The sequence below is a fragment of the Streptomyces sp. NPDC048473 genome (assembly GCF_043200155.1).
In the GTDB taxonomy this organism is placed as follows: Bacteria; Actinomycetota; Actinomycetes; order Streptomycetales; family Streptomycetaceae; genus Streptomyces.
The window spans coordinates 329,024-349,855 of the sequence record NZ_JBICXE010000004.1; the positions used below are offsets into that span (position 1 = coordinate 329,024).

Consider the following 20,832-nt stretch of genomic DNA (forward strand, 5'->3'; position numbering starts at 1 on the left):
CCTCACTGCTTCTTCGGGTTGTGGGTGGTCTCCTTCACGGGAAGGTCGACCTTTATCGGGTCGGCCTTCTCGAAGTGCAGCTCCACGGACACCTTCTCGCCCTGCTTGGGCTGCTGCTTGAGCTTCATGAACATGATGTGGCTGCCGCCGCGTTCCAGATCCAGCTCGCCGCCCGCGGGTACCTCGAAGGACGTCACCATGCGCATCGTCTGGTTCTTCGTCTCGTGGATCGTGACGTCGTCCGAGAGGGGGCTGGTGACCGAGGTGAGGCGGTCGGACGTGCCGCCGCTGTTCTTCACGACGAGGAATCCGGCTGCCATGTCGCTGACGGGCTGAGGCATGAACGCGCCGGTCACCTTCAGCTCGGGCTTGCTGCCCGAGGACGAGCACCCCGCCAGCGTCAGCCCGGTGGTGAGGGCGATGACGCCGGCGAGGGTGGTGCGGCGGTTCACGGAGTCTCCCCCTTGACGATCTTGGGGAGGTCCTTGGCGTAGTCGTCGGGCGAGGTGTCCTCGCTGTACACGAGGTACCCCTTGTCGGTCTTCGGGGAGAACGCGATGACCTGGGAGCCGTGCATCGAGACGACCGTGCCGTCCTTCTCCTTCTTCGGGGCGTCGATGCCGATGCCGATCTGGCGTGCGCCCGCCTGGATGGTCGGGAAGTCGCCGGTGAGGCCGATGAAGGAGGCGTCCTGGGCCTTGAGCCAACTGCCCAGTGAGGCCGGGGTGTCCCGCTCGGGGTCGGTGGTCACGAAGACGACCTGGAGCTTGTCCTGCTCGGCCTTGGGGAGGGACTTCTTGGCGATGGCGATGTTGCTCATGATGAGCGGGCAGACGTCGGGGCAGTTGGTGTAGCCGAAGTAGATCAGCGTCGGCTTGCCCTTGGTCTGCTCACGGAGGTCGTACTTCTTGCCGTGGGTGTCGGTGAGGACGAGGTCGGGCTTGGTGAACGGCTGGTCGAGGACCGTCGCGGCCTTGGTCTTGGCCTGGACCGACACATCGGCGACGGGCTTCTTGGCGCCGTCGTCGCTGCTGCCGCAGGCGGACAGGGTGAGCGCGGCCGCGGCGGCGAACGCCGCGGCCAGCACAGTTTTCTTACGCATGAAGCACTGATTCCTGGTGGGTCGGTGGAACTGGTGGGGCTGTGGGTCAGGCGGTGCGGCGGCGGCCTGCGAGGACGCCGAAGGCCACCCCTGCGGCGCCGATGACGATGCCGACGATGCCGAGGACGCGGGCGGTGGTGTCGCTGGAGGACTCGTCCGACGCGGCTGTCGTCTGCTTGTCCGCGGCCTTCGCGGAGGCGTCGGCGCTGCCCTTGTCATCGGCGGCCGCACCGTGCTCGTCGGTGGTCGCCGCGGTCAGCTTGAGGACCGGTGCCGGGCTCTCGGGCTCGGCGGCACCGTCCTTCTGCTCCTCGATCCAGCGGACGACTTCCTTGTCGTCGTACGTCTGGATGGCCTTGAACACCAGTTGGTCGGTGTCCTCGGGGAGCTGGCCGATGGAGAGCGGGAACTGCTGGAAGCTGCCCGGGCGGATACCGAGGTCGTTCTTGTCGCCCTTGGCCGTCCAGGTCACCTTGGAGACGGCCTCGTTGATCTTCTGGCCGTGCATCTCGAGCGGCTTGGCCAGCTTGCTCTTGGTGACCTCGATGTCCCAGCCGGGTACGGCCTGCGGCATGACGGAGGCCAGCGGGTGGTCGGTCGGGAAGTTGACCTCGACCTTGGTCGTCGAGGCGTCGTCGCGCTCGTTGGGGACCTTGAAGTTGACGGTGGCGTAACCGCCCTTGGCGGCCTCGCCCTGCGGCTGCACGCTGACGTGTGCGGAGGCCGTCCCGGCGAGGATCAGCACGGTGGACGCGGCGATGCCGCCGGCGAGGGCGATGCGGGAAACGTTCATGACAGGGAACACTCCAGGGAAGCACGAAGGAAAGGTGGTCCGGCGCGCGGGTGCGCGACGGCATCGCGACACCTCTTCCCCACGTGCGGCATGCGTGCGCCGACTCGCATGGCCCAAAGGGATCCATCATCGAGTGGAGGGTGTCGCGTCAGGCTGCGAGTGCGTATACGGGTGGCGGCCCGCGCCTGATCACCATGTGCTGCAACGGATCCCCGGTGGCGGGGGCCGGGGCGTCGACTGCGGTACGCAGGGCGCGCGGCCCGGTCGCCGGGCCCCCGGGAAGTCCGGCGTGCAGGGCGTTCACGAGCGCGAGCGCGGCGCGCAGCGCACGCAACCGGGCCCCGGCCGCGACCTGCTGGGCGCCGTGCGCGGAGAGCCGGGCCAGCCGGAACAGGGCGATCTCGCCGCGCCGCAGCAGCCAGCCGGTGGCCACGGCGGCCAGCAGATGGCCGAGCAGCATGGGCAGGCTGGGCAGCAGACCGGCGAGGCCTGCCGGGTCCGGGCCGGATGCGGAGACCATGTGCTGGTGGCTGCCGGCCGCCACCGACGCCGGGTCGATGCCCGCGGTGGTGACGATGCGGTGCGCTTCGGCGGCGTTCAACTGCGCCGGTCCCATGCCGCACACGAGGCTTGCCGCGAACCGGATCAGTGAGTCGTCGCCCGTCGCGGTGTCCGTCGAGGGGGCGTGCGTACCCACGCCGAAGAGGGTGTGCAGGGCGATCTGTCCGCCGGCCAGTGCGGCGGCGATGGACGGCAGTGAGCGCTCGCGTCCGGCGAGCGGTGCCGCCACCGCGAAGATCCCCAGGAATCCGGCGAGCAGGGTCCACCAGGGGACGGCTGCGCAGGAAGCCAGGGAGTGGCCTGCCGCGGACAGCGCGACACAGACCGCGGTGAACACCGCGGCCCTCAGGAGCCGCAGACCGGCTCCGGCGCGTGCGACAGGCATAGACATGGCGGGGCCATCATCGCACCGCGCCCCGGGCCTCCGTACGGCAGGTCCGGAAGGTCACCTTCCGTCCGATTGGATGCGGGCCGGGGCCGCTGTGACCGGGTTTGGACACCGGTCGGGGACATCGGCCGGGTCTGGCATACACGGATGTACGGAGTGCTGGTATCCGCCGAATGAGCGGTCTCACATCCGGTCTGTGCTTACGAACGGTCCTGCGCGGCAATACGTATCGGTATGTCGAGCCGCAGCCAGGAGGCTGGAGCATGAGCATCTGGTGGTCCCTCCATTTGCGGCGCGAGGCTGCGAGCGTTCCGCTCGCCCGTCGTTTCCTGCTGGGCGCGATGGAGACCGCGGGTGTGGATCCGGAGATCTCCTTCGACCTTTCGGTCGCGCTCAGCGAGGCCTGTGCCAACGCCGTTGAGCACGGCGGCGACCACAGGGTCCCGGGGGAGCAGAGCGCGGGCCGGGATCCGTGGGATGTCTGGGACGAGCTATCCGGGACGGCCTGCGGGCAGTACCGGGTCACCGCTTATCTGGACGGCGAGAAGTGCCGTATCGAAGTCGCCGATTCGGGGCCCGGTTTCCCCGCCAGGCGCACGCTGCGCACTTCCGCTCAGCAGCACGATCCCCAGCAGTACCCGCCGCTCGGCGCGGAGGACGGCCGGGGGCTCTGTCTGATCGAGCAGCTCGCCGATCATGTCCACTTCGGCAACCGTCCCGGCCGTGGCGCCTTGGTGAGTTTCGACAAGGTCCTGAAATGGCGGAAGGGCGCCCTGCTCATGGTGTCCTGAGCGGGGCGCCCTTCGGCGCGTGGAGGTCCGTCGCCGGACCTGCCGGACGTTCCGAATCAGCCCTTGAGCTGAGCCATCCACGCCTCGACCTCGTCGGCCCGGCGCGGCAGCTTGTCGGAGAGGTTCCGGTTGCCGTCCTCGGTGACGAGGATGTCGTCCTCGATCCGGACGCCGATGCCCCGGTACTCCTCGGGGACGGTCAGGTCGTCGGTCTGGAAGTACAGACCGGGCTCGACCGTGAGGCAGACGCCGGGCTCAAGCGTTCCGTTGACGTACGTCTCGGTGCGCGCGGCGGCGCAGTCGTGGACGTCCATGCCGAGCATGTGGCCGGTGCCGTGCAGCGTCCAGCGGCGCTGGAGGCCCAGCTCCAGGACCTTGTCCACGGACAGGTCGCCCAGCAGGCCCCACTCGACGAGCTTCTCGGTGAGCACGCGCTGTGCGGCGTCGTGGAAGTCGCGGTAGTCGGCACCGGGCTTGACGGCCGCGATGCCCGCTTCCTGGGCCTCGTACACGGCGTCGTAGATCTTCCGCTGCAGCGGCGTGAACGTGCCGTTGATCGGAAGGGTGCGCGTCACGTCGGCGGTGTAGAGGTCATTGGTCTCCACACCGGCGTCGAGCAGCAGCAGCTCGCCGGAGCGCACCGCGCCGTCGTTGCGCACCCAGTGCAGGGTGGTGGCGTGCGGGCCGGCCGCGCAGATCGAGCCGTAGCCGATGTCGTTGCCCTCGATGCGGGCGCGCAGGAAGAAGGTGCCCTCGATGTAGCGCTCGCTCGTCGCCTCGGCCTTGTCGAGGACCTTGACGACGTCCTCGAATCCGCGTGCGGTGGCGTCGCAGGCCTTCTGCAGTTCGGCGATCTCGAAGGCGTCCTTGACCAGCCGGGCCTCGGAGAGGAAGACGCGCAGCTCCTCGTCGCGCTCCGCGGTGACCTTGTCGGTCAGCGCGGCCTCGATGCCGGCGTCGTGGCCGCGGACGTTACGGACCGGGCCGGTGGCCTCGACCAACGCGGCCGGGAGCTCGCGCACGTCCTTCGCCGGGATGCCCAGCAGCTGCTCGGCCTCGGCGAGGGAGTGGCGGCGGCCGACCCACAGCTCGCCCTGGCCGTCGAGCCAGAACTCGCCGTTCTCGCGGTTGGAGCGCGGCAGCAGGTGGATGGTCGCCTCGTGCCCGTCCTGGGTCGGCTCCAGTACGAGGACGCCGTCCTGGGTCTGGTCGCCGGTGAGGTACGCGTACTCGGTGGAGGCGCGGAAGGCGTACTCGGTGTCATTGGAGCGGGTCTTCAGCTTGCCCGCGGGGATGACCAGACGCTCACCGGGGAAACGCGCGGAGAGCGCGGCGCGGCGCGCGGCGGTGTGCTCGGCCTGGGCGATCGGTTCGAGGCCGTGCAGTTCCGTATCGGCCCAACCGGACTTCATGTTCGCGGCGAGTTCATCGGAGACGCCCGGGTACAGGCCGTTCTTCCGCTGCTTGACCGTCTCTTCTTCTTCGGTCTCCGGGTTCTCCGGGGTGAGCTCCTCAGCCACGACTTGTCTCTCCTTGATACGACACTGGACCCCGTCCATCGTACGGGCGTACGGAAGGGGGCACAGGGCCGGAAGACCTGTTACACAGCTTGGCCGGGGCGGACTGCACAACTCGGTCGGGGCGCGCCGGCCGGCTCAGTCGAAGCGCGCGGCCAGAATGACCACGTCCTCCGTGCTGTCGCCGTGGTCGAGCCCGTCCGGAAGCATGGTCCGCAGCACGTGGTCGGCAACGGACCCGGCGTTGTCACGCAGCGCCTTCGGCACGCGCGCCGCCGCCGAGTGGAGCCGTGCGAACGCCCGGTCCATCGAGTCGCCGGTGCGGCGCAGCAGCCCGTCGGTGTAGAGGAGTACGGTCTCGCCGGGCGCGGGGGTGATCTCCACGCTGGGCGCCTCCCAGCAGGCGAGCATGCCCAGCGGTGCGGAGATCGAGGTCTCGATGAACTCGGTGCGCCGGTCTCCGATCACGAGCGGCGGGGTGTGGCCGGCGCCGGCCAGCAGGATCTTGCGGCGGGCGGGTTCGCAGTAGGCGAACAGGGCGGTCGCGGAACGGGCGGGCTCGGTCAGCCGCAGCAGCAGTTCCAGATCCGAGAGCACGGCGACCGGATCCTCGCCCTCCATCACCGCGTACGCCCGCAGGCCGGCACGCAGCCGGCCCATGGCGGCCAGGGCGCTCGGCCCGGAGCCGTTCACCGAGCCCACGGCGAGACCGAGCGCACCTTCCGGCAGGGCCAGCGCGTCGTACCAGTCGCCGCCGCCCTGCGGTGCCGTGCGATGGCGTGCGGCCAGCTGTACGCCGGTGACCCGGGGCAGCCGGCTGGGCAGCAGCTCTTCCGTGACGGTGGCGACATCGGCCCTGGCCCGCTCCAGCTCCAGCAGCCTGGCCAGATGCTCGCCGGCGTGTCCGGCGTAGAGGCCGACGAGATGGCGCTGGCGTTCCACTGGTTCGGCGGGTTCGTCGTACAGCCAGACGGCGGCACCGAGCCTGCCGGTCGCCTCGGCGGTGAGCGGCAGGGCGTAGCTGGCGGCGTATCCGAGCCGGGCGGCGACCTCGCGGCGGCGGGGGTCCAGGCTGGTGTCGCCGAGCAGATCAGGGGTGGTCTGCGCTCCCTCGGCGTCCGGGAGTCCTTCCAGGATCCGGCCGTAGGAGGTGGCACTGCGCGGCACCGTCTCGATGTGTCCGAGCTCGGCATGGGCGAGTCCGAGGCCGATGGTGCTCACCGGGCCGCGGCGGTCGGACGGTTCGAAGACGACCAGACCGCGGCGGGCACCGACCAGGGCGGCTCCGGCGTCCAGCAGTTCGTGCAGCGCGTCGTTGAGCGTGCTGGTTCTGGCCAGTCGCTCGGTGAGCTCGTGCAGCGTGGTGAGGTCGGAGACCCAGCCGGCCAGCCGGTCCTGGATGAACGCTCCGGGGACGGCCGGTACTTCGGACAGAGAACCGGCAGTGTGCGCTGAAACAGGAACCATGGGATCGATTCCAGCCACTTTCGGCAGGTGCGGGGCGCTCATGGCAGTCGGCTTTCCAACCGGTGCGTTTCGTCGAATAGCATCGCAAACCCCCATGTCATTCTGCGCCGCTATCAGTGCATCCACATGTACACGTAGCATCCACATGTACACGCACAAGTAAGGCCATGTCCAGCATTGTCCCTGCGGGATTTGTGGTGTCCAAGTGACTCATAAGTTGGCCAAAAAATGCACCCTATGGCGGCTATTTGCGGTCGACTGGGTGTGCTCGACAGGGGGTGTTCTCGGGGTGAAGTCCCAGAGGGAGCGTCATTTCGGGCATGCTGGGTACGTAATCGATGATGACCAGGGGCAGTTCTGATCGCCCCGGAACCTGGCAGTGGGCCCGGGCGTCCTCTCTTGTGACGGCCACGCCCCCACCCCCGAGTGGCGGGGTTTGCACCTTGGGACGGCAGGCGCGATACGTGCGCTGCTCCTCGCCATGCTTGTGTCCGGACCCGTCTCGCTCCTGTTCGACCCGGCTCAGCGCATGCTCGGTACCGACGATGCACCCGTACCGCAGATTTGAAGAGCATGTACGCACAGTGAAGTGATGAACGCGTGTGGTGACGCACGCGTGATGTGATGTGGACCCTCGGCGTTCAACGGAAAGGAACGAGCGCTCATGCGCGAGATCCTCGGAAGGCGACGCAGGCTCCGGCTCCGGCGCAGGGTGAGGCCCGCCCAACTGGACGCGGTCCTGACCTGTGCCACCGCATGGCAGTGGCCCGTGCTCCCCGGAGTGGGACTGGGGGCGGCCGGTGGTCGCGGTGACCGTGACCGTGGCTGTGCCTGTCCCGATCCCGAGTGCGTCGTACCCGGCGCACACCCCTTCGATCCCGGTCTCCTCGCGGCGACCACCGACGAGCGCATGGTGCGCTGGTGGTGGGCCAACCGGCCCACCGCTCCGATCGTGCTGGCCACCGGCGGCAGCGCCCCGTGCGCGCTGAGCCTGCCGGCCGTGGCCGCCGCCCGGGCGCTGGCCGAGCTGGACCGGATGGGCACGCGGCTCGGCCCCGTGGTGGCGACGCCGACCCGGTGGTCGCTGCTGGTCGCCCCGTACACCCTCGAACGGCTCGGCGAGCTGCTGCACGCCAAGGACCGGGTTCCCAGCTCGCTGCGTTTCCATGGCGAGGGCGGCTATCTCGTCCTTCCGCCGTCCGAGGTGGGGACGGGGCAGGTGCGCTGGGAACGGGCTCCTTCCCCGGGCTCCCGGCTGCGCTCGGACAGAGGAGAGCCCCTCCCCGGATCCGCCTCGCCGTGGCTGCCGGATGTGGGGGCGGTACTCGACGCACTGGTCGAGGCGAGCAACAGCGCACCGGACGGCGGCAGTCGGCTCGCCTACTGACGGCGGTCGGCGGGTGCGCCGCGTCCCCTGAGGGCGCGGGATCAGTGGTCGGCTCACTCATTCGGACGTGAGCCGACCTGAGTTCCCGGAGTAAAAGGGCGTGCGGCGCCGGAGTGTGCGTATTCCGCCCATATCTCCGGCGGACCGTCAGGAATTCGGGCGAAGCCGACAGGTATCGACGGATGTCGAGGGGTGATGCCGCGTGATCGGTATCACGGGTGTGACGGCGTTCACGGCTCCGGTTCCGCTCTCGTCTTCCCCCGTCCCTCTCCGGCCGCTCCATCGGCCCCGGCCTCATGCCGGTCAATGCAAAGTCTGCCGCTGCAAAGTGCGTCGGCGGAGGACTTTCTGATGGATCTTCCAAAACCCCCTCGAAGATGTATTCGAATATCTCTAGAGGGGTATTCGTAAAGGAGTTCCGGCTTCCCGCTTCTGTCCGAGATCGGTCGCTCCGGCGGAACATGTGCGGTGCGTCGGGCGGAGGGGGCTCTGCTGCCGAGGGCGACCCGCCGTCAATCCGGGCTCTGTCGCGCCGGGTTGGCGACGGTGCGCAGGTGCTGGGCTGTCGGGGCCCGCTGCGGAGGTGGGGGCCGGGCTGCACCGGCGAGGGGTTCGTGCGCGGGCTCGTGCGCCGCATCGCGCGCTGTGCGCCGTACCCGGAAATGAGAATGCCCGATCGCTGGCGACGGGGGATGCACCAGCGACCGGGCTTCTAGAACGGTAACAAGAGATCTGCCGTTCGCAAATTCGATCTCGCGTATTAGGACATCGATTTACCTGCGAGCGCGGCGAGTTGTGACACGCATCACCGAACGGACCCCGGGGTCGTCACTGTCAGCTGAGCGTCACTTGGCGGTTGGTGAGCCCGCCACGGGCCCGCCGCTCCTCGGCGGTGAGCGGCGCGTCCGAGGCGAGCGCCGCGGTCAGCCGCTCCGCGAGCTCGGCCGCGGGCTTCTCGCACTCCGCGGCCCCCATGGCACTCGGCAGATCCCAGACCGGGACCATCAGCCCATGCGCCCGGAAGGAGCCGACCAGCCGCGTTCCCTCGCCCAGCGAGGAGGTGCCGGCGGCGTGCAGCCGGGCGAGCGCGTCGAGAAGCTGCTCCTCGGGGTGCGGCATGACCCAGCGCAGGTGGTTCTTCTCCGGGGTCTCGCACCAGTACGCGGCGTCCACGCCGGAGAGCAGCGTCGTCGGGATCGCCGCCTCGTTCGCGCGCTCCAGGGACGCGGACACCTCGGGCGTGGCGTTCTCCGCGTCCGGAACCCAGAACTCGAATCCGGAGTGGACCACGGGTTCGAACGCCGCGCCGGGGTCGAGTACGTCCTGCAGTCGCGGACCGTCGGCCGGTGCGCGCCGGGCGGCCACGGGCGAACCGGGCTCGGCGTCCAGCGCCCGCTGCAGCGTGTCCGCGAGGTCACGGCTGAGGTCGCCGGACGGGGTGTCGTTCTGCAGGGCGAGCAGCACCGAGCCGTCGTCGCGGCGGAGCGCCGGCCATGCCATCGGCAGGACGGTCGCGAGCGTCACTGAGGGCACACCCTCGGGCAGCCCGTTCTTCAGCGTCAGCTCGACCGTGGCGGCGGGCACCAGCTCGCGCAGCGCGACCCAGTCGCACTCGCCGGCCAGGCCCTCGAAGGGACGGTGGACGAGCTCGGTCACCGCCTGGGCGGCGGCGCGGCCGTGACACGCCTTGTAGCGGCGGCCCGAACCGCACGGGCAGGGCTCGCGAGCCCCGACCACCGGGATTTCGCCGTCCTTGAGCTGCTGCTTCCCGGCCTTGGTCTGAGGGCGCTTCTTGGCCATGGTGGGCTTTCTCCCGATTGCGACAGTGCGGTCTGGGCCGCGAGCCTAGCGGCCCGTGTCGCGTCCGGGACACACCCGCCTGCGCGCCCGGCGGTACGGGAGTGCGGAACGCCCGCGCGTACGCCTGTCCATCGATACGTGTGCCGGCACGGGCGCTCGTGCCGCCGCCGCAGACATCCGCACCCGTGCGGGAACGTCAGCCCACGTCGTCGAAGGCGTCTGCGAAGCCCAGCCCTTCGAGCCCTGACACGCCCGGGACACCCTGTGCTCCGGACACCCGCCCGTGCCCCTCGCTGACGAGGACCCAGACGGTGACCTCGCCGGACGAGCTGTCGCGTACACCCCACTTCTCGGCGAGTGCGCTGATGATGTTGAGCCCGCGGCCGCCGCGCGCCGTCACCGACGGTGTGGCCGGAATCGGTCGGGTCGGACCGCCTCCGTCCGTCACTTCGACGGTCAGTCCGCCTGTTCTGTCCACGCGCCATGCTGCGCGGATGTCGCCGTCACCCACATCTGTGTGTCGCCCCAGCGGCCTGCCGTGCCGACAGGCATTGCTGAGTAGTTCGGAAAGGATCAATACAGCATCGTCGACGACCGAATCCGGCACCCCGTAGCTGCGCAGTTGCTCGCGCATCCGGTGCCGCGCCTGACCCACGCCCGCAGGGCCATGGGGTACGGCCATGCTCGACGACGTGGGCACTTCCTGTGCCACCACCAACGCCACCCCCGAGACCTCCTTTGCCCCACGCCACGGAGTGGATGCCCTCCTGGACTGGACCGGAAACCGGCCAATCGCTTGCCAGTGACGCACTCGTAACGATCGAATACGGTTCGAATGCGCCGGTGTACTCCGTGTAACTGATGTTAAGAGCGTCCCAGTTGTGACAGAACCTGTTTCGGGCGGTTCGTGATGATGGCCTCGACGCCGAGATCGATGCAGAGTTCGACGTCCTCCGGTTCGTTGACCGTCCAGACGTGCGCGCGATGGCCCGCACGGTGCAGGCGCTCGATGTAGCCGGGGTGACTGCGTACGATCCGCATCCCCGGACCGGCGATCCGCGCCCCGGCCGGCAGCCGCCCGTCACGCAGGCGCGGCGAGACGAACTGCATCAGATAGACGGTGGGCAGAGTGGGGGACGCGGCTTGGATGCGGTGCAGGGAGCGTGCCGAGAAGCTCATGATCCGTACAGGTGAGGGGCCGTCGGCCGGCGGGACGTCGAGTTCGAAGCGCTTCAGGAGATGCAGCAGCCGCTCCTCGACCTGGCCCGCCCAGCGGGTGGGGTGCTTGGTCTCGATGGCCAGCTGGAGGGGGCGCCCGGCGGCTCGTGTCTCGGTGACCAGTTCGAGCAGTCGCTCCAGCGTGAGTACGGAGGTGAGCTCGCCCGGCACCGGATCCCAGTCCGGGGACTCCGACTCCTCGCGGTCCTTCCAGGAGCCGAAATCGAGGGCCGCGAGCTCGGAGAGCTCCAGCGCGGAGACGGCGCCGCGGCCGTTGGAGGTGCGGTTCACCCGGCGGTCGTGTACGCAGACGAGGTGGCCGTCGGCAGTGAGCCGCACATCGCACTCCAGCGCGTCGGCGCCGTCCTCGATCGCCTTCCGGTATGCGGCCAGGGTGTGCTCGGGAGCGTCGTCGGACGCGCCCCGGTGGGCAATGACCTGGATGGGTCGGTGCATGGATTGCTGCCGTGCGTGGGTCACTGCGTCATGGTGTCACCGAGAAGCGAATGCCGTGTACAGCTTGCGCCGCGGTTGTCCGTACCTTGCGTCACGGTTGTCCGCACCTTGCGCCGCGGCTGCGGGCGCCTCGTGCCGGGAGTCCGTTTTGCCGGATATAAAGATTGGTGTGCGGATGCACAGGTCCTGCTTACAGTGGCCTGACGTGCCTTGGGAAAAGCTGTCCCGGGACACGTACACAGCGGATCTCTTGCCGAACATGATGTGGAACCGAGGAGTAAAGAGCTGTGAGCACAGAGAACGAGGGCAACGAGGGCACTGCGGCCGAGGCCGTTCCGTCCGCACCTCCAGTGCCGGCCGATGCTCCTCAGGGGTCACCTGAGAGCACGCCCGCGTCCACGCCCGCCCCGGCGTACCCGCAGGCGCCGGACGCGGCGGCCGCGCAGCAGTCGGCCCAAGCTCAGCAGCCGTTCCCTCCGACGGAGGAACCGGCCACCGCGACCACCCCCATGGCTTCCGTGCCGGGTACGCCTCCCCCCGGTCTCCAGTCGGCCGCCGAAGCCAACTGGCCTCCGCCCCCTCCCGCCGTCCCCGCGTACGCGCACCACGGCGCGGACGGCGGCGGCGCAGGTCCGGTCTGGGGCGCCCCGGCCCAGCTCCACTCCCCCGAAGGCCCGCGCAAGCGGGGCGTGGGCGGCCTGGTGGCCGCGGTGGCAGCGGCGGCGCTGATCGCGGGCGGTGTCGGCGGCGCCCTCGGCTACTGGGCGGCCGACCGGAACGACAGCTCCAACGGCTCGACCACAGTCGCGGCGTCGGCCAACCCGCAGGACCTCAAGCGCGATCCCGGCACGGTCGCGGGTGTGGCGGCCAAGGCGCTGCCGAGCGTGGTCACCATCGATGCGCAGGGCGGTGACGGCGAGGGCGGTACGGGCACCGGCTTCGTGTACGACAAGGAAGGCCACATCCTCACGAACAACCACGTGGTGGCATCTGCGGCGGACAGCGGCCAGCTCACGGCGACGTTCTCCAACGGCAAGAAGTACGACGCCGAGGTGGTCGGCCGGGCGCAGGGTTACGACGTCGCCGTGCTGAAGCTGAAGAACCCGCCGTCGGGGCTCGCCCCGCTGACCCTCGGCAACTCGGACCAGGTCGCGGTCGGTGATTCGACGATCGCCATCGGCGCCCCGTTCGGTCTGTCCAACACGGTGACCACGGGCATCATCAGTGCCAAGAACCGCCCGGTCGCCTCCGGCGACGGTTCCGGCGGCAGCAACTCGTACATGAGCGCCCTGCAGACCGACGCCTCGATCAACCCGGGCAACTCCGGCGGCCCGCTGCTCGATGCGCGCGGCGCGGTCATCGGCATCAACTCGGCCATCCAGTCGACCGGCAGCAGTGTCGGTCAGACCCAGGCGGGCTCCATCGGCCTCGGTTTCGCCATCCCGATCAACCAGGCGGCGAACGTCGCCCAGCAGCTGATCAAGACCGGCCAGCCGGTCTACCCGGTGATCGGCGCCACGGTCACGATGGACGAACGGACCGGCGGTGCTGTCATCTCCGACCAGGGTGCGGGCGGTACGGCAGCCGTGGCGAAGGGCGGCCCCGCTGCCGAGGCAGGCCTCAAGGCGGGCGATGTCATCACGAAGTTCAACGACACCGTGATCGACAGCGGTCCGACCCTGATCGGCGAGATCTGGACCCACAAGCCCGGCGATCGGGTGACACTGACCTACAAGCGCGACGGCAAGACGGCAACGGCCGAAGTCACCCTGGGGGAGCGTAAGGGCGACAGCTGACCGGCTAGGCTGTCCTCGCGTCGACCTCGGTCCATGGACCGATGACGCGGGGTGGGTTGCCCGAGCGGCCTAAGGGAACGGTCTTGAAAACCGTCGTGGCAGCGATGTCACCGTGGGTTCAAATCCCACACCCACCGCACCTCGGCCGATGAGGCCGGTTGAGAAGGGGTGTCCGGAGCTTCCGGGCGCCCCTTCTCCGTTTTTCCATGCGATTCGCGAGACCGTTTCGATCGAGGGTCCTTGATCCGTCAGCCCGTGGTGAGGCGGGCCGCCGAGGCGATGGTGGCGCGGGCCTCGCGTTCGGTGAGGCCGGTGCGGACGGCGGCGTGGGTGAGGGCGTCCGCCAGGGCGTCGCCGAAGCCGTGTTCGTAGGCGCGGCAGGCTGCCCAGAAGAGCCGTGTGTTGCGCTGGCCCTCGTGTGCCGCGAGGACGAACCGGACCAGTCCCCGGCCCTGGTCGGGCCGGGGCGTGGGGTGGTGAGGGCGTGCGGGAGGTGTGAGCAGGCAGAGGAGTGCGCGGGGGCAGCGGGCCGGCGGGAGGTGGGCCGTCCCCGGGGCGAGCCGGTAGGTGCCACGGGCGGTGACCGAGCCGGGGCCCACCAGGTAGCCGCCGGCGCCGCGGATGTCGATGCCGGGGGCGAGGCGGCTCGCGGAGTTCGGTACGGGAACGCCGGGCGGGCCGGTCAGCCAGATGTGGCGGCCGCCGCTGGGGGTGAGGACCGCGACGGTCGGCGGGATCGTGAACAGGTGGTGCAGGGCCAGCTGTTGGAGGGAGACGGCGGAGTCGTTGCGACCGGTGGTGTCGATGTCCAGGTCGATGCCGATGAGGTGGTGCGGGGGCCGGCCGCAGGCGATGCCGTAGCCGGTGGCCCAGGGGGCGGCGGCGAAGAGGGCGCGTACGGCGGCGGGGTCGGTGGTGGCGTCGTGGACGCCGTGTCCGGGAAGGCCGCAGGCGCCCCGGCAGATGACCGGCCGGTCTTCGTTCCGGTGCGGAGAGGGCAGGGCGGGGAGCTTGCCGGCGGAGAGCGGGATGACGGGGAGCCCGCGCTCGGCGGCGGAGAGTGCGTGCGCGAGGGCCAGGGTGGCGGTCTGCCGGTCGGTGATGGCCATGAGTTTATTTTCGTACGAATGTTCGAAGAAGGGAAGAGGGGTGAGGAGTCTGTGGGTTGGGTGCCGGAACGCTTCTTCTCTTGGGGTGTACGGGATCGGGCGGCCCGGAGGCGGCGGCAGGGGGCGTAGGAGGGGTGCGAGCTGGGGCTTCGAGGGTGCGAGAGTGTTTATCGGGTGTTCCTCATGCTTGCGGGGGAATCGGATCGCATGGGTGGTTCGCCGGGAAATCGGTGGGCAACTTTGGTCTCGCGACGTCGTGACCAACGCCGGGGCGGTCGGCCAACTGCCTCGGGACAAGCCGTACTTCCGGTTTCTGGAGGAATTGACATGGCAAGCATCCGTACCGCTCGTGCCCTCGCCGCTGTTGCAGCTCTGCCCCTCGCCGCCGTGCTCTTCAGCGGCGTGGCCCAGGCCGACAACGGCTCGTTCGCGAACGACGGATCGAACGCGGCCGTCGCGACGGTCGTCGGCAGCGGCGTCGGTGGCAACAACTCCGGTAATTCGTCCACTTCACAGCAGCAGGCCGTCGGATCCGGAGCCTCGAACCAGAGCAACTCCGCGCAGGTGAACCGTTCGGCGTTCACCGCGATCCACCAGCACAACGAGAACGTCGCGGTGAACTTCACCAATCTCTGGTGAGCCGGGGCCGGTCATGGGCCGGTCGGGGGGTCGGGCCACGGCTGGTTGAACAGCGGTCTGTGCAAGGGCGCTTCGGTGTCCTTGCGCAGGCCGCTTCGCGTTGTCCGGTGGCCGCCTCGGGCGTCTCCGACCTTGACAGCGGCACATATCTGACGGACAGTCAGAAACCCTGATCCGTACGCCCGTGTCCGGGAGGCAGCCGCCGTGCACCTCGCCCAGACGGAGCGTCAGCAACAGCTGCGCGCCGAACTCCGTACGTACTTTCGCAAGGTGATGCCCGCGAGGGACTCAAGGACGGGGCCCGGGGTCGAGGACCCGGCCGAGCAGCGACGGCTGCTGCGCCGGATCGGCGCGGACGGGATGCTCGGACTCGGCTGGCCCGTCCAGTACGGCGGCCAGGGCCGCGGCCCCGACGAGCAGTTCGTCTTCTTCGACGAGGCCTACCGGGCAGGGGCGCCCGTCTCGATGGTCACCCTCAATACCGTCGGGCCGACGCTGATGAAATACGGGACCGAGGAGCAGAAGGCGTACTTCCTGCCCAGGATCCTCAGCGGCGACCTCGTCTTCGCCATCGGCTACAGCGAGCCGGAGGCCGGTACGGACCTCGCCGCGCTGCGCACCAGGGCCGTGCGGGACGGCGACTCCTGGGTGATCGACGGACAGAAGATCTTCACCAGCAATGCGCAGAACGCCGACTGGATCTGGCTCGCCTGCCGCACGGACCCGGATGCGCCCAAGCATGAGGGCATCTCGATCATTCTGGTCCCGACGGACGCCCCGGGGTTCGCCTGGACGCCGATCGAGACCGTGGGCGGGCTGACCACGACGTCCACCTACTACGACGCGATACGGGTGCCCGCCACCCGACTGGTCGGTGCGGAGAACGGCGGCTGGGGGCTGATCACCAACCAGCTGAACCATGAACGGGTGGCTCTCGCCGCCATCGGAATGCAGGCCGAGGACTTCTACGAGGCGGCACTCACCTTCGCTCGCACCCCCGACCCGGTGACCGGCCGGCGTCCGGTGGACGAGCCATGGGTGCGGACCCGACTGGCCGAGGCGTACGCCCGGCTGGCGGCGACGCGCCTGCTCAACTGGCGGCTGGTGGGGGATGTCGGCGCGGGTTCGCTGGCCCCGGGCGAGGCGAGCGGCGTGAAGTTCGTGGGAACCGAGAGCGCCGTCGAGGTGTATCGGATCTGCCAGGAAATCACGGGCGAGGCCGGGATGATCCGGGCCGGTTCGCCCGGCTCCTTCGGCGACGGGGAGCTGGAGCGGATGAACAGGGCGGCGCAGATCAACACCTTTGGGGGCGGAGTGAGCGAGGTGCAGCGGGAGATCGTCGCGACCATGCGGCTCGGCATGAAGAGGGGCAAGCGGTGACGGGCGCGCGGGAGGAGCGCGAAGAGCGCGACGAGTTGTACGGGCGGCTCAAGGAGTTCGAGGGGCGGGCCGCCGCGACCGCGGGTGTCGGAAAGGACCTCGTCAACGAGCCGATGATCAGGCACTGGTGCGAGGCGATGGGGGACACCAACCCCGCCTACACGGGGCCGGAGGCGATCGCTCCGCCGACGATGCTGCAGGCGTGGACGATGGGCGGCCTGTCGGGACACACCGACCGCTCCCAGGCGTACGAGGAGCTGTTCGGCCTGCTCGACGGCGCGGGGTACACCTCGGTGGTCGCGACCGACTGCGAGCAGGAGTATCTGCGCCCGCTGCGGCCCGGCGACCGGATCACGTTCGACGCGGTGATCGAGTCGGTCTCGGAGCGCAAGACGACCAAGCTGGGGACGGGCTACTTCGTGACGACGCGGATGGACGTCCGCGCGGAGGGGGAGCCCGCCGGGACGCACCGCTTCCGGATCCTCAAGTACACACCGGCAGCGGCGAAGCGCGCGTCGCCACGCGGCGGCCGGAGTCTGCGTCCGAGGCCGGTGATCAACCGGGACAACGCCGGGTTCTGGCAGGGCGTCGCCGAGCACAAACTGCTGATCCAGCGGTGCGGCGCGTGCGCGACGCTGCGCTTCCCCTGGCTGCCCGGCTGCAACGCGTGCGGCTGCCAGGAGTGGGACACGGTCGAGGCGGGCGGCGAAGGCACCGTCTTCAGTTACGTGGTGATGCATCACCCGCCCTTCCCCGCCTTCAGCACCTCCGGGGAGGGCGAGCCGTACGCGGTGGCGCTGATAGAGCTGGCGGAGGGCGTGCGGATGGTCGGCAATGTGGTCGGCGTGCCGTACGACAAGGTGCGGACGGGAATGCCGGTGCGGCTGGAATTCCTCCGTACGGACCCGGAGTTGGAGCTTCCGGTCTTCCGGGGAGGCGAGGGCTGACATGGACTTCGCACCCACCGAGGAGCAGGCCGCGGCGCAGGGGCTGGCGGCGCGGATCTTCGGGGATCTGTCGACGCACGAGCGCCTGGCCGGGGCCGGCACGGGGACGGACGCCGAGCTGTGGAAGGAGCTCTGCGCGGCCGGACTGACCGCAGCCGTCGAGGAGATCGGGCTGCTGGGCCTGGTGCTCCTGCTTGAGGAGCAGGGCCGGACGACGGCGCAGGTGCCGTTCGCGGCGAGCTGTGTGTATGGGCTGCTCGCCGTCGCCGGGCACGGCACGGACGAGCAGCAAGAGCGACTGCTGCCTCCGCTGCGGGACGGCACGGCTGTCGCCACCGGGGCGTTCCCGGCACGCGGTGGGATACGGGCGGACGGCGAGGGGCGGCTGAGCGGCAGCGTGCCGTACGTGCCGTGGCTGCGGGACGCGGACCTCGTCCTCGTCGCGGACTCGGACCGGGGGCTGTGGTTCGTACGGACCGCTGATCCGGGTGTCGCGACGGAGCCGGTGCAGACCACGGCGCCGTGGTCTGCGGCGCGGCTTGTCCTGGACCGCGTGACCGGGGAGCGGCTCGGGGGTGACGGGGAGTCCGGGGAGCGGCTCGGGGGCGTCGGGGCGTACGAGGCGGTGCTGGCCGCGAGCCGGACCGCGTTCGCCGGGCTGCAGGCCGGGGTGTGCGCCGGTTCGCTGGCCCGGGCCGTCGCCCACACGAACACCCGGGAGCAGTTCGGGCGCCCGCTCTCCACCAAACAGGCGGTGCTGTTGCGCGCCGCCGACGCCCATATGGACACCGAGGCGATACGGGTCACCGCGTACGAGGCGGCCTGGCGGTACGACACGGGGCTGCCGTGCGGGCCACAGGCGCTGACCGCCGCCTGGTGGGCGTCGGAGGCCGGAAAGCGGGTGGTGCACGCCGGACAGCATCTGCACGGCGGAACGGGCGCGGACCTCGACCATCCCGTACACCGCCACTTCCTCTGGGGCCGTCAGCTCGACGCCTATCTGGGATGCGGCAGCGAAGTACTGCAGGAGCTCGGCCAGTCGCTGGTGAAGGAGGTACCGGAGTGAAGGTCGGTGAGGAGCTGGCGCCGCTGGAGATCGCGGTGACCCGCACTCTGATCGTGGCGGGCGCCATCGCCTCCCGCGACTACCAGGACGTGCACCATGACGCGGAACTCGCCCGGGAGAAGGGCTCCCCGGACATCTTCATGAACATCCTGACGACCAACGGCCTGGTCGGCAGGTACGTCACCGACCGCTTCGGCCCGTCGGCCGTGCTCCGCAAGGTCGCCATCAGGCTGGGCGCGCCCAACTATCCCGGGGACACCATGGTCCTGAGCGGCACGGTCACCGCCCTCGGGGACGACGGGACGGCCGAGGTGTCGGTCGTCGGAGCCAACGGTCTCGGCAGGCACGTCACCGGCACGGTGACCGTCAGCGTTGCGGAGGGGGCGGCATGAGCGTGCGCAGGGCCGACTCGCTCGGCGGCAGGGCGGCGGTCGTGGGGATCGGCGCGACCGAGTTCTCCAAGGACTCCGGGCGCAGCGAACTCAAACTGGCCGTCGAGGCGGTGCGGGCCGCCCTCGACGACGCCGGGCTGACGCCCGCCGATGTCGACGGCCTGGTCACCTTCACCATGGACACCAGCCCCGAGATCACCGTCGCCCAGGCGGCCGGTATCGGTGAGCTGTCGTTCTTCTCCCGCATCCACTACGGAGGCGGGGCGGCCTGCGCCACCGTCCAGCAGGCGGCCCTGGCCGTGGCGAGCGGGGTGGCCGACGTCGTGGTCTGCTACCGCGCGTTCAACGAGCGTTCCGGGCGCAGGTTCGGCTCCGGGGTGCAGCAGCGGGAGCCCACCGCGGAGGGCACGGCGCTCGGCTGGAACCTCCCCTTCGGGCTGCTCACGCCGGCCTCCTGGGTCGCCATGGCCGCCCAGCGCTATCTGCACACCTACGGGCTGACGCCGGACGTCTTCGGCCATGTCGCGGTCACCGACCGGCGCCATGCCGCCCGGAACCCCGCGGCGTACTTCTACGGGAAGCCGATCACCCTGGCCGACCATGCCGCGTCGCGATGGATCGTCGAACCCCTGCGGCTGCTCGACTGCTGTCAGGAGACCGACGGCGGCCAGGCGATCGTCGTCACCAGCGCGGAGCGGGCCCGGGATCTGCCGCAGCCGCCCGCCGTGATCGTCGCCGCCGCCCAGGGGGCCGGGCGGGGCCAGGAGCAGATGACCAGTTTCTACCGCGACGATCTGACGGGCCTGCCGGAGATGGGGGTGGTCGCCCGGCAGCTCTGGCGGAACTCCGGCCTCTCCCCCTCCGACATCGATGTGGGCATCCTCTACGACCACTTCACACCGTTCGTCCTGATGCAGTTGGAGGAGTTCGGCTTCTGCGCACCGGGCGAGGCCGCCGGATTCGTCGCGGCCGACGCGCTGCCCCTGAACACGCACGGCGGCCAGCTGGGGGAGGCGTATCTGCACGGGATGAACGGCATCGCGGAGGCGGTCCGGCAGATCCGGGGCTCGTCGGTGAACCAGCTGTCCGGGGCGGCCAGGGCCCTCGTCACGGCAGGCACCGGCGTACCCACCTCGGGACTGATCCTGGGCTCGGACGACTGAGTGCGGACGACTGAGTGCGGGCGGCTGGGCTCGGACGACTGAGGGCATCGGGGGCGACCCTGATCCCTGATGACGGCGACTCCACCTACAGGAGGTGGAACAGGCCCCACCCCTACACCCTGAGGCGGACGCGGTTTCGGGACCTGGGGCCGATCCCCGGGGCGGCGCCCGCTTCTAGCGTGGAGCCATGACCACGCCAGTCTGCACGGGCACCTCCGGGGGAGCTGCCATCACCGGACACGTCCCGCACGGCTCGTACGCCGCGCGCACTCCGTATGCCGCGCGCACTCCGTACGCCTCGCGGGCTTCGTACGCTCCGTATCCGTCGTTCTCCTCGTTCGTACGGGCACGGGGGCCCGTACTGCTGCGTGCCGCGCGCTCGCTCACCGCGAACCCGAGCGATGCCGAGGATCTGCTGCAGACCGCGCTCACCAAGACGTATGTCGCCTGGGAACGGATCGAGGACCACCGGGCGCTGGACGGCTATGTCCGCCGGGCACTGCTGAACACCCGGACCTCGCAGTGGCGCAAGCGCAAGGTCGACGAGTTCGCCTGCGACGAACTGCCGGAGCAGGAGGCATCAGGGGCCCCCGACCCGGCCGAGCACCAGTCGCTGCGCGATGCGATGTGGCGTGCGGTGCTGAAGCTTCCGGACCGGCAGCGGGCGATGGTGGTCCTGCGGTACTACGAGGATCTGAGCGAGGCCCAGACGGCCGAGGTGCTCGGGGTGTCGGTCGGCACCGTGAAGAGCGCGGTGTCGCGGGCGCTCGGCAAGCTCAGGGAGGACCCGGAGCTGGCTCCGGTGCGGTGAAACCCCGGGTGGCGGCAGCATCCCGGGCGCCTGATTTTGCCGAACGGCA

At 70.0% G+C, this 20,832-nt stretch carries 20 protein-coding genes and 1 tRNA gene; 11 read left to right on the forward strand and 10 right to left on the reverse strand.

Going from position 1 to position 20,832, the window contains the following annotated elements; all coding sequences use genetic code 11:
• Positions 1-2 precede the first annotated feature (2 nt).
• From ACGFU7_RS10015 to ACGFU7_RS10030, 4 genes are all read right to left on the reverse strand, one after another.
• Positions 3-452 carry a copper chaperone PCu(A)C gene (locus ACGFU7_RS10015; protein WP_393694091.1) on the reverse strand — a complete coding sequence of 150 codons (450 nt, stop codon included), beginning with the start codon at positions 450-452 and terminating at the stop codon, positions 3-5.
• Positions 449-1,102 (reverse strand): SCO family protein, encoded by a 654-nt coding sequence (locus ACGFU7_RS10020; protein ID WP_393694093.1) that lies wholly within the window; start codon positions 1,100-1,102, stop codon positions 449-451. Before ACGFU7_RS10020 ends, ACGFU7_RS10015 begins: the two co-directional genes overlap by 4 nt.
• A gap of 46 nt (positions 1,103-1,148) precedes the next feature.
• Entirely contained in the window at positions 1,149-1,895 is a 747-nt protein-coding gene (locus ACGFU7_RS10025; protein ID WP_393694095.1) for a YcnI family protein, read from the reverse strand.
• 148 nt (positions 1,896-2,043) lie between these two features.
• On the reverse strand, positions 2,044-2,847 hold the full coding sequence (locus ACGFU7_RS10030) for a hypothetical protein (RefSeq protein WP_393694097.1): 804 nt from the start codon (positions 2,845-2,847) through the stop codon (positions 2,044-2,046).
• A gap of 260 nt (positions 2,848-3,107) precedes the next feature.
• Between ACGFU7_RS10030 and ACGFU7_RS10035 the strand changes: the two genes are divergently transcribed.
• Positions 3,108-3,635: an ATP-binding protein gene (locus tag ACGFU7_RS10035; RefSeq protein ID WP_393694098.1), complete on the forward strand. Its 528-nt coding sequence runs from the start codon at positions 3,108-3,110 to the stop codon at positions 3,633-3,635.
• Positions 3,636-3,691: 56 nt separating this feature from the next.
• Here the strand turns inward: ACGFU7_RS10035 and ACGFU7_RS10040 are convergent, their stop codons facing one another.
• Positions 3,692-5,155, reverse strand: a complete 1,464-nt coding sequence (locus ACGFU7_RS10040; RefSeq protein WP_393694100.1) for an aminopeptidase P family protein — start codon at positions 5,153-5,155, stop codon at positions 3,692-3,694.
• A 135-nt stretch (positions 5,156-5,290) separates the two neighbouring features.
• Positions 5,291-6,619, reverse strand: coding sequence for a PP2C family protein-serine/threonine phosphatase (locus tag ACGFU7_RS10045; RefSeq protein WP_393694102.1), 1,329 nt, complete (start codon positions 6,617-6,619; stop codon positions 5,291-5,293).
• Between the two features lie 664 nt (positions 6,620-7,283).
• Between ACGFU7_RS10045 and ACGFU7_RS10050 the strand changes: the two genes are divergently transcribed.
• Positions 7,284-8,006 (forward strand): bifunctional DNA primase/polymerase, encoded by a 723-nt coding sequence (locus ACGFU7_RS10050; protein WP_393694104.1) that lies wholly within the window; start codon positions 7,284-7,286, stop codon positions 8,004-8,006.
• Between the two features lie 834 nt (positions 8,007-8,840).
• On the opposite strand, the gene ACGFU7_RS10055 is transcribed toward ACGFU7_RS10050, so the two are convergent.
• From ACGFU7_RS10055 to ACGFU7_RS10065, 3 genes are all read right to left on the reverse strand, one after another.
• Positions 8,841-9,806, reverse strand: coding sequence for a DUF5926 family protein (locus tag ACGFU7_RS10055; RefSeq protein WP_393694106.1), 966 nt, complete (start codon positions 9,804-9,806; stop codon positions 8,841-8,843).
• Positions 9,807-10,002: 196 nt separating this feature from the next.
• Positions 10,003-10,617: an ATP-binding protein gene (locus ACGFU7_RS10060; protein ID WP_393694108.1), complete on the reverse strand. Its 615-nt coding sequence runs from the start codon at positions 10,615-10,617 to the stop codon at positions 10,003-10,005.
• Between the two features lie 53 nt (positions 10,618-10,670).
• Entirely contained in the window at positions 10,671-11,480 is an 810-nt protein-coding gene (locus ACGFU7_RS10065) for a glycerophosphodiester phosphodiesterase (protein WP_393694110.1), read from the reverse strand.
• 287 nt (positions 11,481-11,767) lie between these two features.
• Between ACGFU7_RS10065 and ACGFU7_RS10070 the strand changes: the two genes are divergently transcribed.
• Positions 11,768-13,276: a S1C family serine protease gene (locus ACGFU7_RS10070; protein WP_393694112.1), complete on the forward strand. Its 1,509-nt coding sequence runs from the start codon at positions 11,768-11,770 to the stop codon at positions 13,274-13,276.
• Positions 13,277-13,326: 50 nt separating this feature from the next.
• Positions 13,327-13,413, forward strand: a tRNA-Ser gene (locus ACGFU7_RS10075).
• Between the two features lie 111 nt (positions 13,414-13,524).
• Here ACGFU7_RS10075 and ACGFU7_RS10080 read toward each other — a convergent pair.
• Complete coding sequence (locus tag ACGFU7_RS10080; RefSeq protein WP_393694114.1) at positions 13,525-14,385, reverse strand: bifunctional DNA primase/polymerase; 861 nt, start codon at positions 14,383-14,385, stop codon at positions 13,525-13,527.
• A 327-nt stretch (positions 14,386-14,712) separates the two neighbouring features.
• Here ACGFU7_RS10080 and ACGFU7_RS10085 point away from each other — a divergent pair, with 327 nt between their 5' ends.
• The 7 genes from ACGFU7_RS10085 (at position 14,713) to ACGFU7_RS10115 (ending at position 20,783) form a co-directional block, all read left to right on the forward strand.
• Positions 14,713-15,024 (forward strand): hypothetical protein, encoded by a 312-nt coding sequence (locus ACGFU7_RS10085; RefSeq protein WP_393694117.1) that lies wholly within the window; start codon positions 14,713-14,715, stop codon positions 15,022-15,024.
• A 204-nt stretch (positions 15,025-15,228) separates the two neighbouring features.
• The gene (locus ACGFU7_RS10090; protein ID WP_393694119.1) at positions 15,229-16,404 is read left to right on the forward strand and encodes an acyl-CoA dehydrogenase family protein; all 1,176 of its coding nucleotides are present in this window, start codon (positions 15,229-15,231) and stop codon (positions 16,402-16,404) included.
• Complete coding sequence (locus ACGFU7_RS10095; protein ID WP_393694121.1) at positions 16,401-17,351, forward strand: bifunctional MaoC family dehydratase N-terminal/OB-fold nucleic acid binding domain-containing protein; 951 nt, start codon at positions 16,401-16,403, stop codon at positions 17,349-17,351. Before ACGFU7_RS10090 ends, ACGFU7_RS10095 begins: the two co-directional genes overlap by 4 nt.
• Before the next feature lies 1 nt (position 17,352).
• The gene (locus tag ACGFU7_RS10100; protein ID WP_393694123.1) at positions 17,353-18,417 is read left to right on the forward strand and encodes an acyl-CoA dehydrogenase family protein; all 1,065 of its coding nucleotides are present in this window, start codon (positions 17,353-17,355) and stop codon (positions 18,415-18,417) included.
• The gene (locus ACGFU7_RS10105; protein WP_393694125.1) at positions 18,414-18,809 is read left to right on the forward strand and encodes a MaoC family dehydratase; all 396 of its coding nucleotides are present in this window, start codon (positions 18,414-18,416) and stop codon (positions 18,807-18,809) included. Before ACGFU7_RS10100 ends, ACGFU7_RS10105 begins: the two co-directional genes overlap by 4 nt.
• Positions 18,806-19,972, forward strand: a complete 1,167-nt coding sequence (locus ACGFU7_RS10110) for a lipid-transfer protein (RefSeq protein WP_393694127.1) — start codon at positions 18,806-18,808, stop codon at positions 19,970-19,972. Before ACGFU7_RS10105 ends, ACGFU7_RS10110 begins: the two co-directional genes overlap by 4 nt.
• A gap of 187 nt (positions 19,973-20,159) precedes the next feature.
• Positions 20,160-20,783, forward strand: a complete 624-nt coding sequence (locus ACGFU7_RS10115; protein WP_393694129.1) for a SigE family RNA polymerase sigma factor — start codon at positions 20,160-20,162, stop codon at positions 20,781-20,783.
• The last annotated feature ends 49 nt before the right edge of the window (positions 20,784-20,832 follow it).